This window comes from Aquamicrobium sp. YD-1-mutant5 (assembly GCF_059509755.1).
This window is the reverse complement of sequence record NZ_JCAKKP010000020.1, coordinates 1-14,850: the sequence shown is the minus strand read 5'-3', so window position 1 is coordinate 14,850 and position 14,850 is coordinate 1. Positions and strand designations below refer to the sequence as shown.

Annotated in this window: 14 protein-coding genes and 1 pseudogene; 2 read left to right on the top strand and 13 right to left on the bottom strand. The window is 61.6% G+C overall.

Annotation, left to right across the window (positions count from 1 at the left end; translation table 11 throughout):
* Positions 1 to 5: 5 nt before the first annotated feature.
* From AC5XE7_RS18690 to AC5XE7_RS18680, 3 genes are all read right to left on the bottom strand, one after another.
* Positions 6 to 1,070 (bottom strand): ABC transporter permease, encoded by a 1,065-nt coding sequence (locus tag AC5XE7_RS18690; RefSeq protein WP_495367193.1) that lies wholly within the window; start codon positions 1,068 to 1,070, stop codon positions 6 to 8.
* Positions 1,071 to 1,088: 18 nt separating this feature from the next.
* Positions 1,089 to 2,732, bottom strand: a complete 1,644-nt coding sequence (locus AC5XE7_RS18685) for an ABC transporter substrate-binding protein (protein ID WP_495367194.1) — start codon at positions 2,730 to 2,732, stop codon at positions 1,089 to 1,091.
* 228 nt (positions 2,733 to 2,960) lie between these two features.
* Positions 2,961 to 3,872 (bottom strand): LysR family transcriptional regulator, encoded by a 912-nt coding sequence (locus tag AC5XE7_RS18680; protein ID WP_495367195.1) that lies wholly within the window; start codon positions 3,870 to 3,872, stop codon positions 2,961 to 2,963.
* A gap of 110 nt (positions 3,873 to 3,982) precedes the next feature.
* Here AC5XE7_RS18680 and AC5XE7_RS18675 point away from each other — a divergent pair, with 110 nt between their 5' ends.
* Positions 3,983 to 5,173: an acyl-CoA dehydrogenase gene (locus tag AC5XE7_RS18675; protein WP_287943115.1), complete on the top strand. Its 1,191-nt coding sequence runs from the start codon at positions 3,983 to 3,985 to the stop codon at positions 5,171 to 5,173.
* Positions 5,174 to 5,313: 140 nt separating this feature from the next.
* Here AC5XE7_RS18675 and AC5XE7_RS18670 read toward each other — a convergent pair whose 3' ends face one another.
* From AC5XE7_RS18670 to AC5XE7_RS18655, 4 genes and pseudogenes are all read right to left on the bottom strand, one after another.
* A complete protein-coding gene (locus AC5XE7_RS18670; RefSeq protein WP_495367196.1) occupies positions 5,314 to 6,084 on the bottom strand; it encodes an SDR family oxidoreductase in 771 nt (256 codons plus the stop codon).
* Between the two features lie 21 nt (positions 6,085 to 6,105).
* Positions 6,106 to 6,810 (bottom strand): histidine phosphatase family protein, encoded by a 705-nt coding sequence (locus AC5XE7_RS18665; RefSeq protein ID WP_495367197.1) that lies wholly within the window; start codon positions 6,808 to 6,810, stop codon positions 6,106 to 6,108.
* Positions 6,807 to 7,912 (bottom strand): annotated as a pseudogene (locus AC5XE7_RS18660) (phosphotransferase family protein). The gene AC5XE7_RS18665 and the pseudogene AC5XE7_RS18660 overlap by 4 nt, the downstream one beginning before the upstream one ends.
* A 2-nt stretch (positions 7,913 to 7,914) precedes the next feature.
* Positions 7,915 to 9,153, bottom strand: coding sequence for an acyl-CoA dehydrogenase family protein (locus AC5XE7_RS18655; protein ID WP_495367208.1), 1,239 nt, complete (start codon positions 9,151 to 9,153; stop codon positions 7,915 to 7,917).
* A gap of 115 nt (positions 9,154 to 9,268) precedes the next feature.
* On the opposite strand from AC5XE7_RS18655, the gene AC5XE7_RS18650 reads away from it, so the two are divergent.
* Positions 9,269 to 10,183, top strand: a complete 915-nt coding sequence (locus AC5XE7_RS18650; protein WP_495367198.1) for a LysR family transcriptional regulator — start codon at positions 9,269 to 9,271, stop codon at positions 10,181 to 10,183.
* A gap of 66 nt (positions 10,184 to 10,249) precedes the next feature.
* Here AC5XE7_RS18650 and AC5XE7_RS18645 read toward each other — a convergent pair whose 3' ends face one another.
* The 6 genes from AC5XE7_RS18645 to AC5XE7_RS18620 all read right to left on the bottom strand — a co-directional run.
* Positions 10,250 to 10,654 carry a group II truncated hemoglobin gene (locus AC5XE7_RS18645; protein ID WP_495367199.1) on the bottom strand — a complete coding sequence of 135 codons (405 nt, stop codon included), beginning with the start codon at positions 10,652 to 10,654 and terminating at the stop codon, positions 10,250 to 10,252.
* Positions 10,655 to 10,764: 110 nt separating this feature from the next.
* On the bottom strand, positions 10,765 to 11,805 hold the full coding sequence (locus AC5XE7_RS18640; RefSeq protein ID WP_495367200.1) for a heme-dependent oxidative N-demethylase family protein: 1,041 nt from the start codon (positions 11,803 to 11,805) through the stop codon (positions 10,765 to 10,767).
* A gap of 24 nt (positions 11,806 to 11,829) precedes the next feature.
* Entirely contained in the window at positions 11,830 to 12,795 is a 966-nt protein-coding gene (locus tag AC5XE7_RS18635) for a PDR/VanB family oxidoreductase (protein WP_495367201.1), read from the bottom strand.
* A complete protein-coding gene (locus tag AC5XE7_RS18630; RefSeq protein WP_495367202.1) occupies positions 12,792 to 13,382 on the bottom strand; it encodes a dimethylamine monooxygenase subunit DmmA family protein in 591 nt (196 codons plus the stop codon). Before AC5XE7_RS18630 ends, AC5XE7_RS18635 begins: the two co-directional genes overlap by 4 nt.
* Positions 13,383 to 13,404: 22 nt before the next feature.
* Positions 13,405 to 14,538: an aminomethyl transferase family protein gene (locus AC5XE7_RS18625; RefSeq protein ID WP_280196500.1), complete on the bottom strand. Its 1,134-nt coding sequence runs from the start codon at positions 14,536 to 14,538 to the stop codon at positions 13,405 to 13,407.
* 176 nt (positions 14,539 to 14,714) lie between these two features.
* Positions 14,715 to 14,850 (bottom strand): formate--tetrahydrofolate ligase (locus AC5XE7_RS18620; protein WP_495367209.1); only part of this gene is annotated, 136 nt, incomplete at its 5' end.

The following is a 14,850-nucleotide window of genomic DNA, read 5'->3' as shown; positions in this document are numbered from 1 at the left end:
CCTCGTCAGCTCCTCGTGCGGGGATCGAGCATGCGGTAGAGCACGTCGGACAGAAGGTTGATGGCGATGAACACCGAGCCGATGACGATGGTGCCGCCAAGCACGGCGTTCATGTCGGCGTTCTGAAGCGAATTGGTGATGTAGAGGCCAAGTCCCGGCCACGCAAAGACCGTCTCGGTCAGCACCGATCCCTCAAGCAGGCCGGCATAGGAAAGCGCGATCACCGTCACCAGCGGCACCGCCGCATTGCGCAGCGCATGACCCCAGATGATGCGCGTTTCCGACAGGCCCTTGGCGCGCGCGGCAACGATATATTCCTGTTGCAGCTCGTTCAGCATAAAGGAGCGCGTCATGCGGCTGATATAGGCCATGGAGAAATAGCCGAGCAGCGAAGCTGGCAGGATCAGGTGGGAAATAATGTCGCGGAAAGCGGCCCAGTCGCGATTGATGATTGCGTCAATCAGGAAAAAGCCCGTGACCGGCGTGAACGTATATTCAAACACCACATCCATGCGGCCGGGGCCGGACGTCCAGCCGAGCTTTGCATAGAACACCAGCAGCGCCAGCAGCCCGAGCCAGAAGATCGGCACGGAATAGCCGATCAGGCCGACGATGCGCACGAGCTGGTCGGCAAGGCTGCCGCGCCTGACGGCCGCCAGCACGCCCAGCGGAATGCCGAAGGCGGCCCCGATGATGGTGCCGACCGTGGCCAGCTCCATCGTTGCCGGAAAGACGCGGCGTATGTCGGTCATCACCGGATTGGTGGTCAGCACCGACGTGCCGAAATCGCCATGCAGCACGCCTTTCACGTAGAGGATGAACTGCTGGTAATAGGGCAGGTTGAGGCCCATTTCCTGCCGCACGCGCTCGATCACATGCGCCGGGGCGCGGTCGCCGACGATGGCGAGGACCGGATCGATCGGCACCACGCGGCCGATGAAGAAGGTCACCGCCAGCAGGCCGAGATAGGTGGTCAGAACGATCACCAGAAAACTGGCGATCGCCCTGAATATGGCCCAGGCGCGCCGGTTGGCGCGCCTTGCCGGCACTGGTGTGTCAGCTGTGCTCACCCGATCGGTCCTGCCGGATCAGTCCTTGCTGACCGGGGCGAGCGGATTGGAATCGAAGCTCGGCCCGAGCCTGTAGCCCTTCACGTTGCCGCGCACGCCCGCGACCTCGATCTGCTGGTAGATCATGACGAACGGGCTCGAATCCAGCGCCTCCTGCTGCAACTTCTGATAGAGTTCGGCACGCTTGTCATTGTCGCGCTCCAGAAGGGCCGCCTTGACCTGTTCGGTCAGTTCCGGAATGTCCCACGCATTGCGCCACGCAAGCGACTTCACCGCTGCATCGTCGCTGTTGTCGGGGTTCGAGGTGAAGGCATCGGCATTGGTGTTCGGATCCCAGTAATCCATGCCCCACTGACCGATATAGAGATCATGGTTGCGGGCACGGTACTTGGTCAGCGTCTGCTTGCCGTCGCCGGGAATGATCTCGATCTTCACGCCCGCCTGCGCCGCCGTCTGCTGGAAGGATTCGGCGATGCCGGTCACCGGCTGGGTGTTGCGCACGTCGAAGGTGACGGAGAGCCCGTCCTTCAGACCCGCTTTCTCCAGCAGTTCCTTCGCCTTGGCGACGTCGAGCTTGTAGGGGTTGGAATCGAGTGCGCCGAGCACACCCTTGACCTGATAGGTCTGGTGGATCTCGCCGATGCCCTTGATCAGCGTGGCGCCGATGGCGTCGTAGTCGACGAGATACTTGAACGCCTCGCGCACTTCCGGCTTGGCCAGCGCCTCGTTCTTCTGATTGAGGCTGATGTAGTAGACGGTGCCCTTCGGCGCGTCCGTCGTGGTCAGGTCGGCGTTTTTCTGAACGGCATCGTAATCGCCGGGCTCAAGATTGCGGGCGACATCCACGTCGCCGGCTTCAAGCATGAGCCGCTGCGTCGCGCTTTCCTTGACATGGCGGTAGATGACGCGGTTCAGCGCCGGCTTCTCGCCATAGTAATTGTCGTTGCGCTCCAGAACGACGATCTCGTTGGCGCGCCAGTCGCGGATCTTGAAGGGACCGGAACCGGCATAATTGGTCTTCAGCCAGCCATAGCCGAAATCGGTGTCGTATTTGTAATCGTCGCTCGGCGTCTTTGCCTCGGCGTGCTCCATCACCAGCTTCTTGTCGAGCACTGCTCCCACCGTCGCAGTCAGGCAGTTGAGCACGAAGCTCGGTGCGTATGGCTTGTCGACGGTGAAGACGAAAGTGGTGTCGTCGACGGCCTTGGCCGTTTCACCGACATTGTCAGCCGTCAGACCGAACTGGGTCAGGATGAAGGCCGGGCTCTTGTCGAGCTTCACCACACGCTCGAACGACCATGCCACATCCTCGGCGGTGATCGGATTGCCGGAGGCGAACTTGATGCCCGGCTTCAGCTTGAAGGTGTAGGTGAGGCCGTCGTCGGAAATTTCCCAGCTCTCGGCGATGCCGGGCTTCACCTTGGTGGTGTCGTCGATATCGAGACGCACCAGCATGTCATAGGTGTTGCCGATGAATTCGGCCGGGCTCAGCTCGAAAGATTCGGCCGGATCGAGCGTGATGGTGTCATCGAACGCCCATGCCTGGACCAGCGTATCGGCGGGTGTAGCCGCGAACGCAGGAGCGGCACCGCCGGAAACGAGCAGCAGCGAGAGAGCCGCGCCTGCAAGCAGCGGGCGGAAGCGCATATTCAATCTTGCCATGGCCATATGATTTTCCCCTTCATGACACGCTTTTGCTTCAAAAGCCGCTACAGAATGACATCAGCCAGAATGTATCGGACACGATTTTCCAAATTCAATCATGTTATCACTGGTAAAGACAATACCCCACGACAGCCGTTTCTGTTGACCAAGGGGGAGAAGAACAAAAACAGGCAGTCGATATCTGTTCTTCCAGCATCAGGACGAGTGCTGAACTTCGACGAAGGTCTATCTTGCCTGTTTCAGAAAGAGGGAAATCTGCCCCGTAAGCCATGCACGAAACGCCTGCACACCGGGCTCGGCAGCCTTGTCATGAGGCGAGACGAAGTAATAGGCGCTGGCGCTTTCGACCGGAAGATCAAGCGCCTTGACGAGCTGACCGCCCGAAAGCTCGCTGGCGATAAGAAAGGCCGGCATCAGTGCCACGCCGAGCCCGGCCCGGCAGGCCTGCGAGACATTCATGAACTGCTCGAACCGCATGCCTTCGCGGTAATCGTCGGCTATGCCAAAATGTAAAAACCACAATTTCCACGCATGCGGCCGCGACGCCATTTCCAGAAGCGGCACCTGCAACAGGCTGGCCGGGTCCCGGATCTGGTTGCGCCTCAGGAAGTCGGGACTGCAGACCGGAACGACTTCTTCCTTCAGCAGAAGCTGGCAATCGCATCCCGGCCAGTCGCCTGTGCCCACATGAATGGCGGCGTCGAGTTGTTCCTTGTCGAAATCGAAGCGGCCGATGCGGGTGGAGAAGCTGAGCGTCATTTCCGGATGGCTTTTCACGTAGTCCGGTATCCGCGGCAGCAGCCACCTTGTGCCGAATGTGGGCGGGATCGCCAGCCTGAGCGCGCTGGACGGCGTGTGAGCCATCACCTCCAGCGAGAGCACACGCAGGCGCTCGATGATTTCGGCAACGCCCTTTGCGTAGCGCTCACCACCAGAGGTCAGCGACACGCCCTTGTTGTTGCGGACGAAAAGCACCGCGCCAAGCTGGCTTTCCAGCGCACTGATCTGGCGGCTGATGGCGCCTGGCGTCAGGTTCAGCGCCTCGGCGGCGGCCGAAAAACTGCCCAGCCGCGCCACCGCATCGAACGCCGTCAGCGAAGCGGTCGAGGGGATGAGGCGGCGCTGCAGATTGCTCATCTGCTTTGCATAGAACTCAAAGGAGCTTGAGTAAATATGGCTTGCATCCTTGCGCCTCCAAAGCGAATGTCTCCGGCACAATCGAATCCATGAAAAAATCGGGAGTGCATATGAGCAAGTCGGCCTTCGTCTGGGACGATCCGTTTCTTCTTGAAGATCAGCTGACGGAAGAGGAGCGTCTGGTGCGCGACGGGGCGGCGGCCTTCGCCGCCGACAAGCTCGCCCCACGCATCGAGGCAGCCTATATGGACGAAACCACCGATCCCGCGATCTTCCGCGAGATGGGCGAGGCGGGCCTGCTCGGCGTCACCGTGCCGGAGGAATATGGCGGGCTCGGCGCCAACTACGTCACTTACGGCCTGATCGCACGCGAGGTCGAGCGCATCGATTCCGGCTACCGCTCGATGATGAGCGTGCAGTCGTCGCTGGTCATGTTCCCGATCGACGCCTATGGCTCCGAAGAGCAGCGCAAAAAATACCTGCCGAAGCTGGCTTCGGGCGAATGGATCGGCTGCTTCGGCCTGACCGAGCCGGATGCCGGTTCCGATCCCGGCGGCATGAAAACACGTGCCGAGAAGATCGACGGCGGCTGGCGCATTTCCGGCTCCAAGATGTGGATCTCGAACGCGCCTATCGCCGATGTGTTCGTGGTGTGGGCCAAGGTGAAGGGTGACGACGGCAAGGACGTCATCCGCGGCTTCGTGCTGGACAAGGGGCTGAAGGGCCTTTCGGCACCGAAGATCGGCGGCAAGCTTTCGCTGCGCGCCTCGATCACCGGCGAGATCGTCATGGAAGGCGTGGAAGTCGGCGACGACGCGCTGCTGCCCAACGTCTCCGGCCTGAAGGGCCCGTTCGGCTGCCTCAACCGGGCGCGCTACGGCATCTCCTGGGGCGCGATGGGTGCGGCGGAAGATTGCTGGCACCGGGCGCGTCAGTACGGGCTCGACCGCAAGCAGTTCGGCAAGCCGCTGGCCGGCATGCAGCTCTATCAGAAGAAGCTCGCCGACATGCAGACCGAGATCGCGCTCGGCCTTCAGGCCTCGCTGCGGGTTGGCCGGCTGATGGACGAGCACCGCTTCACGCCGGAGATGATCTCCATCGTCAAGCGCAACAATTGCGGTAAGGCCCTCGACATCGCCCGTCTCGCACGCGACATGCATGGCGGCAACGGCATCCAGATCGGCTACCACGTGATGCGCCACGCGCAGAACCTTGAGACGGTCAACACCTATGAGGGCGCGCATGACGTTCACGCCCTCATCCTCGGGCGCGCGCAGACCGGCCTTCAGGCTTTCTTCTGAGCCAAACAGCAAAAGACCGGCAGCGCATTCGGCGTTTCACTCCCGAATGCGCTGCCGGTCTTTTTTAGATCAGCTCATGCTGTGCAGGTGACGACAGGCGCAAACTCCCCGGCCGTCACCCGCTATATTCCAAAGTGCCGTCAAACCGTCAGATAGCCGCCGTCGACATTGATTTCCGCGCCAGTGGTGTAGCTGGCAGCGGGAGAGGCCAGATAGAGGATCGCGCCGACGATCTCTTCGGGCTGGGCAACCCGGTTCATCGGAATGTGCTGAAGGGCCATCTGGAGTATGGCCGGGTTCTGGACGAGAGCGGCGGCAAACTTCGTATCGGTCGCTCCCGGCAATATGGCGTTGACGCGCACGCCCTGCGGCGCGCACTCCCTGGCGAAAGCCCTGGTCATCGACAAAACCGCGGCCTTGGTGATTGAGTAGATGCCCTGCATGGCGGCCGGAATCGCCCCGTTGACCGAGGCGACGTTGATGATGGAGCCGCCGCCATTCTTCGCCATCAGCTTTGCGCCCAGCGCGCACATGAAGAAATAGCCGCGAATATTGACGTCCACCGTCTTCTGGAAGGCCCCCAAATCGGTGTCGACGATCGGCCCGAAATAGGGATTGGTCGCGGCGTTGTTGACGAGGATGTCGAGGCGGCCATGCGCTTTTTCGATCGCCTCGAAGGCTGCCGTGATGTCGTCCATCTCGCCGATGTGGCAGGCGAGGGCGCTTGCCTTGCCACCCTTGGCCCGGATCGCTTCGGCCACTTCCTCGCAGGCCCCATTCTTGCGGCTTGAAAGGATGACATGCGCGCCATGCGCCGCAAGGATGGCGGCAGCGGCAGCACCGATGCCGCGGCTGGCGCCCGTTACCAGCGCAATTTTTCCGTCGAGATCGAATGTGTTGTTCTGTGCCATGCCAGTCCTCCCTGCTTGCGCTCAGCGATAGGTGATGAGGGAAGCGTCGTTGACCGCTTCCAGATGTGAAACGACATTGAAGGCAGACGCCGTCAGACGCCCGCGGCGGCTCTCCAGTGTGGTGATGCTCGCATTGCGAATGGCCCAGTAGATGTCGAGGATTCGGCTGTCTGGTATGGAGAGCGCAGACTGGAGAGCCGAGCCGATCGGCCCGCCGGAGGTGAACACGATCACCGAACCATCCGCATCGCAACGGTTTGCGATCCGGGTCAGAACATCGGCGCACCGCGCATTGAAAGCCTGCCAGCTTTCCTTGTAGAGGCCTGCCTGTTCGTCATTGATCCATGCCGTTACGGCATCCGCGAACAATCTCTGGAAAACCCTGTGCGCGTCCACCCTGCCGGCCAGCAGATTTGCCAGTTCCTCCGGATCTGCGAGATTGGGCGCATAACGGGTGAGCACGTCATGATGATCGAACTCATTGAGCGCTGCACCCTCCTGCAACGGCAGGCTGGCGAGCCCCCATGCCTCCAGACAGGCACGCGCCGTTTCACGGTGACGCTTGAGGGTACCGCAGACCACCGTGCCCGGTGGCTGCCCATACCGCGCCCACCATTGACCCAGAAGCTGCGACTGGCGAACCCCGACCGGGGAGAGCCGGTCGTAATTCTTCGACCCGAAGCTCGCCTGTCCGTGCCGCACGAGAATGACGCGGCCAGCGTTCATCCGGCATGCCCGTCAGCCGCCAAAGCGGCGAGACAGCGCTTTTCCAGATAGCGGGCAACCTTGCCGAATCCGGCGAACTGCTCGTTCTTCGTCTGTCCCTGCGCATAGCGATAATAGATCTGCTGGACGATCACGGCGAGCCGGAACAGGCCATAGACGAGGTAGAAACGCATGTCCTGCGCACGAAGTCCCGTGCGCTCGCTATAATAAGCGATCACCTCGGCGCGCGTCAGCATGCCCGGCAGATGCGTTGGCTGGCGGCGCAGCGCCAGAAAGGTGGGATCGTCATCCGCCTGCACCCAGTAGGCGAGGCTGTTGCCGAGATCCATCAGCGGATCGCCGAGCGTCGCCATCTCCCAGTCCAGCACGCCGATGACTTTCGAGGGTCTCTCTGATCGAGCACGACATTATCGAAACGGAAATCATTGTGCACGACACGGATAGCCGTCTCGCCCGCCGGCATGTTGGCGGCCAGCCACTGCATCACCGTTTCAAAATCCGCAGAATCCGGCGTGCGCACCTTGCGATAGCGATCGCTCCAGCCCTCGATCTGGCGCCGGACATAACCTTCGCCGCGTCCGAGGCTTTCCAGTCCGGAAGCTGACGGATCGATGCTGTGCAACTCGATCAGGCGATCCACCACCGAAAGGCAAAGGCGGCGCGTCTCCTCCGGGGAAAGCGACAGGCCGGCAGGCAGATCCTGCCGTGGAATGATGCCGTGGATGCGCTCCATCACGAAGAAATCGCAGCCCATCACCTCTTGATCGTCACAGATCGCCAGCACTTCCGGCACATAAGGGTAGACCGGGCGCAGCGCCTGCATGACGCGCGCCTCGCGCATCATGTCATGCGCGCTCTTGGCCTTGTGCCCGGAAGGGGGGCGACGCAGGATCAGGTCGCGCTCCGGATAGCTCAGCAGATAGGTCAGGTTGGACGCACCACCGGCAAACTGTCTGACCAGCGGTTCGCCACTCAGCGCTGCACCAGCCGCAGTGCCTTTGAGAAAGGCGTCGATGCGCGCGACGTCCAGTTCCTCGCCTTCACGCACACGCCCTGCCTTGTCGAGCAGCGCATCGCTGGCTTTTTGCGAAGCATCGCTCATCGTCACCGCCCTTTGCCGATTTCAATGCCGGCGGCAGCAGCCTGTGCCCTGAGTTCGAGCTTGGCGATCAACGCGCGGTGCACCTCGTCGGGTCCATCGGCAATGCGCAGCGCACGGGCATAGGCGAACAGCCCGGTCAGGCCGTAATCGTCGCATACGCCGGCCGCGCCATGGATCTGGATCGCGGCATCGACCACGGACTGCGCCACGGCAGGGGCCACGACCTTGATCTGCGAGATCTCGCTCATCGCGCCTTTTACGCCAACCGTATCCATGAGCCAGGCGGCCTTGAGGGTAAGCAGGCGCGCCTGCTCGATGGCGATGCGGGCGTTGGCGATGACATCGACATTGCCGCCCAGAGACGACAATGGCTTGCCGAAGGCGGTGCGTGTCAGCGCCCGCCTGCACAGCAGCTCAAGCGCATATTCGGCAGCCCCGATGGCGCGCATGCAATGGTGGATGCGCCCCGGCCCAAGCCGGCCCTGCGCGATCTCGAACCCCTTGCCGGGGCCGGCGATGACGTTTTCCAGCGGCACCTCGACATCGATGAAGCTGACTTCGCCGTGGCCATATGGCTCGTCGAGCGTACCGAAAACCGGCAGCATGCGGCCAATCTCGACGCCTTGCGTGTCAACCGGCACCAGAACCATCGAGTGCCGCGCATGGCGCGGCGCTTCCGGATCGGTCAGGCCCATGAAGATCAGAATGCGGCAGTCCGGATGGCCGATGCCGGTGCTCCACCACTTGCGGCCGTTGAGCACGACGCGGTCGCCCTTCACGACCGCCGTCGCCTCCATATTGGTGGCGTCGGAAGAGGCAACGTCCGGCTCCGTCATGCAGAAGGCGGAACGGATCGAACCGTCGAGAAGCGGCTTCAGCCAACGTTCCTTCTGCATCGGCGACCCGTATTTGGCCAGCACCTCCATATTGCCGGTGTCGGGCGCATTGCAATTGAAAATCTCCGGCGCGAACGGGACCCGGCCGGTGATTTCAGCCAGCGGCGCATATTCGGCATTGGAAAGGCCCGGTCCATATTCGGGTTCCGGCATGAACAGGTTCCACAGACCCTCTGCCTTCGCGCGGTTCTTCAGATCCTGCATGACCGGCGGAACGTTCCATGGCTGCGCGCCGGTCGTCAGAGTGCGATAATATTCGCCCTCGGACGACAGCACATGCTTGTCCATGAACGCTGTCAGGCGCTCGATATAGCCTTTCGCCCTGTCGGAAAAACCAAAATCCATGACGCGCTCACCCTCCACGATCCGCTCGGCCAGAACCAGCCTTGCAAACTGTGCGTCAACGTGAGCCAATAAATCAAATGATTGTTCTTTATCCGCTTTCATGAATGTGGTGCATATGAGCCGCCTCGATCTCAACCTGTTCGTCATCCTCGAAGCCATCTATTCGGAGGGCAGCATCACCAGGGCTGCCGCGCGTCTGAACCTCACCCAGCCGGCGATCAGCCATGCCCTGCGCCGGCTCCGGCTGACCTTCGATGACCCGCTTTTCATCAGGCAGGGCAACATAATGGTGCCGACAGCGCTGACCCAATCCGTCATCGCGCCCATCCGTCAGTCCGTACGGACACTGAGCGGTAGCGTGCAGGCGGCTCGCTCTTTCGATCCGGCGGCAACGCAGCGCACCTTCACCATCGGCTGCCGCGACGTTCTGGAGGCGCACCTGTTGCAACCACTGATGCGCAGGATCGCCAGCGAAGCGCCGGGTGTCAGCATTTCCTCGGTGCGGGTGGATCGCAGCGATCTTGAGACGAGCCTTGCCAAGGGCGAGCTGGATCTGGCAGTCGAGATGCTGGCGCGCGTTTCCGACAGGGTCCATCGCACCGCCATCATCCATGACAGTCTGGTCGTGGTGGGCCGGAAGGATCATCCCGTTCTGGCGGCGGAGCCTGATCTGCCCGCCTATCTCGGGCAGGAGCACATCGTGGTGTCGTCACGGCGGCGGGGCATGAGCCTTGAGGATGTCGAGCTCGCCCGCATCGGTCACCAGCGCCGGATAGCCCTGCGCTGCCAGCAATATTTCGCGGCTTCGATGCTGGTCGCCGAAACGGACCTGTTGCTGACCATGCCAGAGCGCTATGCGCGGATCGTCAATCGCGGCCTGCCGACCCGCATCGTGCCGTTTCCGGTCGCTGTACCGCCTGTCGCGGTCTATCTGTACTGGCATGAGAATGCCGATCCCGACCCCGCGAACCGCTGGCTGCGAAACCTGATCTCCGAAATCGCGGCAGGCCCAGAGGCAGGCTTCGACTGAGACCGTATCCACAAGCATTGTCCGGCTATGGGGAAGCCCCGAACCGCCTGCCTGCCTGCGGAACAATCAGTCCATGTTTCGCGACGTCTCTGCGGCGCGTCCGAAGTGGATCATGAGCCGGGCTTTCAGCCCGCTGCCGATCCCCACCTTGTCGATTGCCCGCTCCATGCAGCGCAGCCACAGGTCGCGCATGTCCGGGCCGATCGGCACATGCTCGTGAATTTCCTTCAGGCGCGAATGCCCGTGCTTCTGCACATAGCGGCTCGGCCCGCCGAAGAAACCGGAAAGATAGTTGAACTGCTCTTCGCGGGAGTGGGACACCCCGTGTCCCCTCAGATGCAGAAGGTGCAGTTCCCGGGCGTCCTTGTCCTGCTCGATGATGTCGTAGAAGGTTTCCACGAGGGCCCGCACACCCTCTTCCTCGCCAAGCTCCCTGTAGAGCGTGTGCAGTTTCGCTGTCGCGTCGTGCATCGATGCAACTCCTTTCGGTGCTGCAGGCGGGCATCGAACGGCGCTCCGGCACAGATCATGTGCCGGAATGCGTTGCGATCCCGCCAGCGGTGTTCCGCTCGCCGTAGCCGTCAGTCGGGACCGAAACCCGGAGAGGTCGGCTGCCCGTCGTCATATTGCGACAGCCATTCCACGGTCGTCGGGCGATAGCGGACGAGGCCCTTGTATTCAGCCAGCTCATCCGGCAGATCGCGCAGCACGCGGTGGAAACGGCGCGCCCATTTCGGCGAGCTGACCAGCTCCTCCATCTTGATGAGATAGCAGCGGATCGGGAACAGGAGCGCATTGGAGCGCGGCAGGCGGAAGAACATCTGCACCTCGACGCGCAGATGGACCTTGTGCCCGACATTGCCCGGGGTAACAGTGGTGCGGTCGGTGCCCCATTTGTGATAGTTTTCCGGGCTGGTATCGAGCCGCGGATTGATGGTCATCGTCCAGTTGAAGCGGCGCGCGGGCTGGCCCTGCTGGATGGCCATCAGGAATTTCAGCGCCCGGTTGAAGACGCCCATCTCATGCGCAAGCGGAACCGGCGCATGCCATTCGAAGAAATTCATGCCGATGTCGAAATCGAGCGACCAGTCGGCCTGCGTCGTCACCATGCCGGCATCCATCCACAGATTGCCGTCACGCTGGTCGAGCACGGCAAAGTCACCCTGACTCTGCCGCGTTATGTATTCCAGCGGACCGTAGGGCAGGGTTGAGGTATCGCCGAAGGTGAAGCGGTCATCGATGCCGAGGGGCCGGTTGATCCAGTGCCATTTGTCGCCATCCCGGGTCAGCGTGAAGAGATCAGGATAGCTCTTTGCCTTCTCGGTCATGAGAAGTTCGAGCGTATCCCATCCGGCGAGGGTCATGTGGGGCAGGGACTGACAGCGCAGCGGATCTTCCGCCAGCACCATGGCACGGTCCCGCATCTCGGAAATATAGTGTTCGTCGACATCGAAGAGATGCTCGAACACCGTGTTTTTCGGCCCCGGCACATGCGGCTCGATGTTGACCGAATACATGTAACCGTCCTCGTGGAAGGGGAACGGAAAACGCCTGATCTGCTCAGGGCTGTTCTTGAAAGAAAAATCGTTGCGAAAGGTTTCCTGTCTGAAGTTAATACCCATGGTCTCCTCCTGCGGGTATGTCGCCTACCGTTCGAGAACGAGCGACCTGCCTTCGAAACGTGACACGCACGGCATGATCTTGCAGCCCGAGCGGCGGTCTTCCTCGCTCAGCCAGTGATCGTTGTGCAGGAACTTGCCGTCATGCGAAATCACATTGGTCTCGCACTGGCCGCAGACACCGCCCCGGCACAGATAAGGTGGATCGATGCCGGCAGCCTCGATCGCTTCCAGCAGGCTTTCGTGTTCCCCGACACGAATGTCGATGCCGCTGAGCGCCAGCGTGACATCGAACGGCTTGCCGGGCTGGGGTGCAGCGAAATGCTCGTAATGCACCGTCTCCCCGGGCCATCCCAGCCCCGCTGCCGTGGCTCGCACCCAATCGATCATCCCTTCCGGTCCGCACACATAAAGATGCGTCCCCAGCGGCTGGGTGGCCAGAACCCGCTCCAGCTCGAAGGTTTCCTGCAGATCGCTGCGGTAGAGGTTGACCTTCCGGTCATAGCGTTGGCGCAGGAAATCGGCATAGCTGCCGACCCCCTCGTTGCGGAAGCAATAGTGCAGCTCGAAATTCCCGCCTTCGGCCGCAAGCTGCGCCGTCTGGGCCAGAAACGGCGTGATGCCGATGCCGCCGGCGATCATGAGATGCTTGCGCGCCCGCAGATCAAGCGAGAACAGGTTGACAGGACTGCTGATGACCATGCGCTGGCCGGGTTCGACCCGGCTGTGCATGAACAGCGAACCTCCGCGCCCGGCATCGTCACGCCGCACGCTGATCGTATAGTCGCGTGTGTCGAGCGGCGAACTCATCAGCGAGTAGGGGTTCAGCCGGGTACGCTCCTCGTCCCGCATTTCGACGACGATATGGGCTCCGCCGGAAAATGTCGGCAGAAGGCCGCCATCGGTCCGCCGGAAATGGAAGCGCTTCACCAGTTCGTTGACGGTGACGATGTCCGTCACCACGGCTTCTATTCTGTTGGCACCTGCTTTCAACGGAACACCTCCTCTGCCGGTGGGATCTCGCTCGGGTCCTCCGCATTGATGCACACGCCCTGAAAGGCGGCGAGGCGTCGTGAATAATGATCGCGCACGAGCAGGAGCAGGTCACAGTGAGAACATCTGACCGGCTGGGTGGTCACATTCTCGGTGATGCCCTTGCAATGAACGCATTGCACGCGGCGCGCCATGGAGCCGCGCAACTCCGTCTGGATCGAGCTGTGCTCGATCCCGGCCTCGGCTGCGATCCGGCTGACCTGCCCGATCAGGCTTTCAGTCCCGGTCAGGTAGAGCCGCAGGCCCATATGAGCGTTCTCGAAGATGTGCCGAAGGCGCTGCGTGGCCGCCGCGACAGACGGCCCGCGATAGAGACGGCCCGGAACCAGTGCTTCCAGGCCGGCCACATATTTGTCTCCGGCGGCGCCGGGTATGTACATGATTTCGGCGGAGGCGAAAAAATCCGGGCTCGCCTGCTTCGCCATGTCGAGGATCGCGGACGCACCTTCGGCGTCCGCAATGAAGAGATGATGTGTTCCGGCCTGCGCTGAAAGTTTTCCGTAGACCGGGCGACTGAGAAGAGTCATGACCGGTACGCTGTCCAACGTCCTATCCCTTCGCGGTCCGCTTCAGCTTCTTCGGATCATCGAACGGCAGGGGCTGAGCCTGCGCCTTCACTGTGCCGGAAGCATTGTGAACCTCAAGATCGGTCCCGGCAACGGCGCAGTCCACATCGAGGCGCGCGATCGCCATGGATTTCTTCACCAGCGGCGAATACATGGCGCAGGTGACAACGCCGACCTTCTTGCCGTTGCGGTAGATTTCCGCCCCTTCGTCCGCCGCCTTGTCGCTGGCGACCTCAAGCCCGAAGATCTTGAAGCGCTCCTTGCCCTTCAGCCGGTAGTGCTCCTCCGCACCGCGGAAGCCGGTCTTGCCGGGGCTGACGGTGAAGTCGAGGCCAAGCTCCCACAGCGTATCGCCGGGACCTTCGTTCTCGAAGGGATATTTCTGCGAATTGTCGTAGGGATAGAAGAGCAGATAGCTTTCCACGCGCAGCATGTCGAGCGTGGTGAAGCGGCAGGGGATGATCCCCATTTCCTTGCCTTCCTCCACGATGCGATCCCAGATCGCGGGCGCATCCTGCCCGCGGCAGAAGATTTCATAACCGCGCTCGCCGGTATAGCCGGTGCGCGAGATCATGACCGGAAAACCGAACAGCTGTGTCTGCGTATGGTGGAAGTAATTGAGGTCGCGGATGCCCGGAACGTGCTTGGCCAGATAGTCGACCGCGATGGGCCCCTGCAATGAAAGATTGTGCAGATTGTCGTCGAAGCGCACGGACACGTCACGACCGATGGAGGCGCGCGTCAGCTCCTCATGGCCCGTTCCCGCGCCATGCACCACCATCCAGGAATTCGGCGCCAGACGGTAGATCACGCAGTCGTCGGTGAACTTGCCGGCATCGTTGAGCATACAGGCATAGACGGACCGGCCCGGCTGGATTTTCTCGACGTTTCGCGTAGTTGCGAGGTCGATCACATGAGCAGCGTGGGCACCGGTGATATGCACCTTCTTGAGGCCGGAAACGTCCATGATGCCGGCTTTGGTGCGGATTGCCGTATATTCCGCATCAGGGTCGCCGTCATAACTCCAGGCGGTGCCCATGCCGCTCCAGTCCTCAAGCTGTGAACCGAGAGCCCGGTGCCGGTCGGCCACAGTAGAAAAGCGCCAAGATGCCGTCATTCGATTCCTCCACATTCTGATGCCGTTGCGGGTTTTCCCGACTGTCCGGCAGTCCCTCGGCAGCGGTCTCCGCCGCTTCCGAGCATTGAACCACATTGCTCTGACGATGCAATACTCTTATGCAATTTATTTTACTGGCAGGCGAATCCTCCGTGCCGTTTCCTGCTTCTCCGCTCTCAGCTGAGCCCTTCGATATCGCCATTGTCGTTGAGATAGATGTTCTCGGATGATGGCTTTGAGGGGAGGCCGGGCATGGTCATGATCTCGCCGCAGATGGCCACGACGAAGCCCGCGCCGGCCGAGAGGCGAACT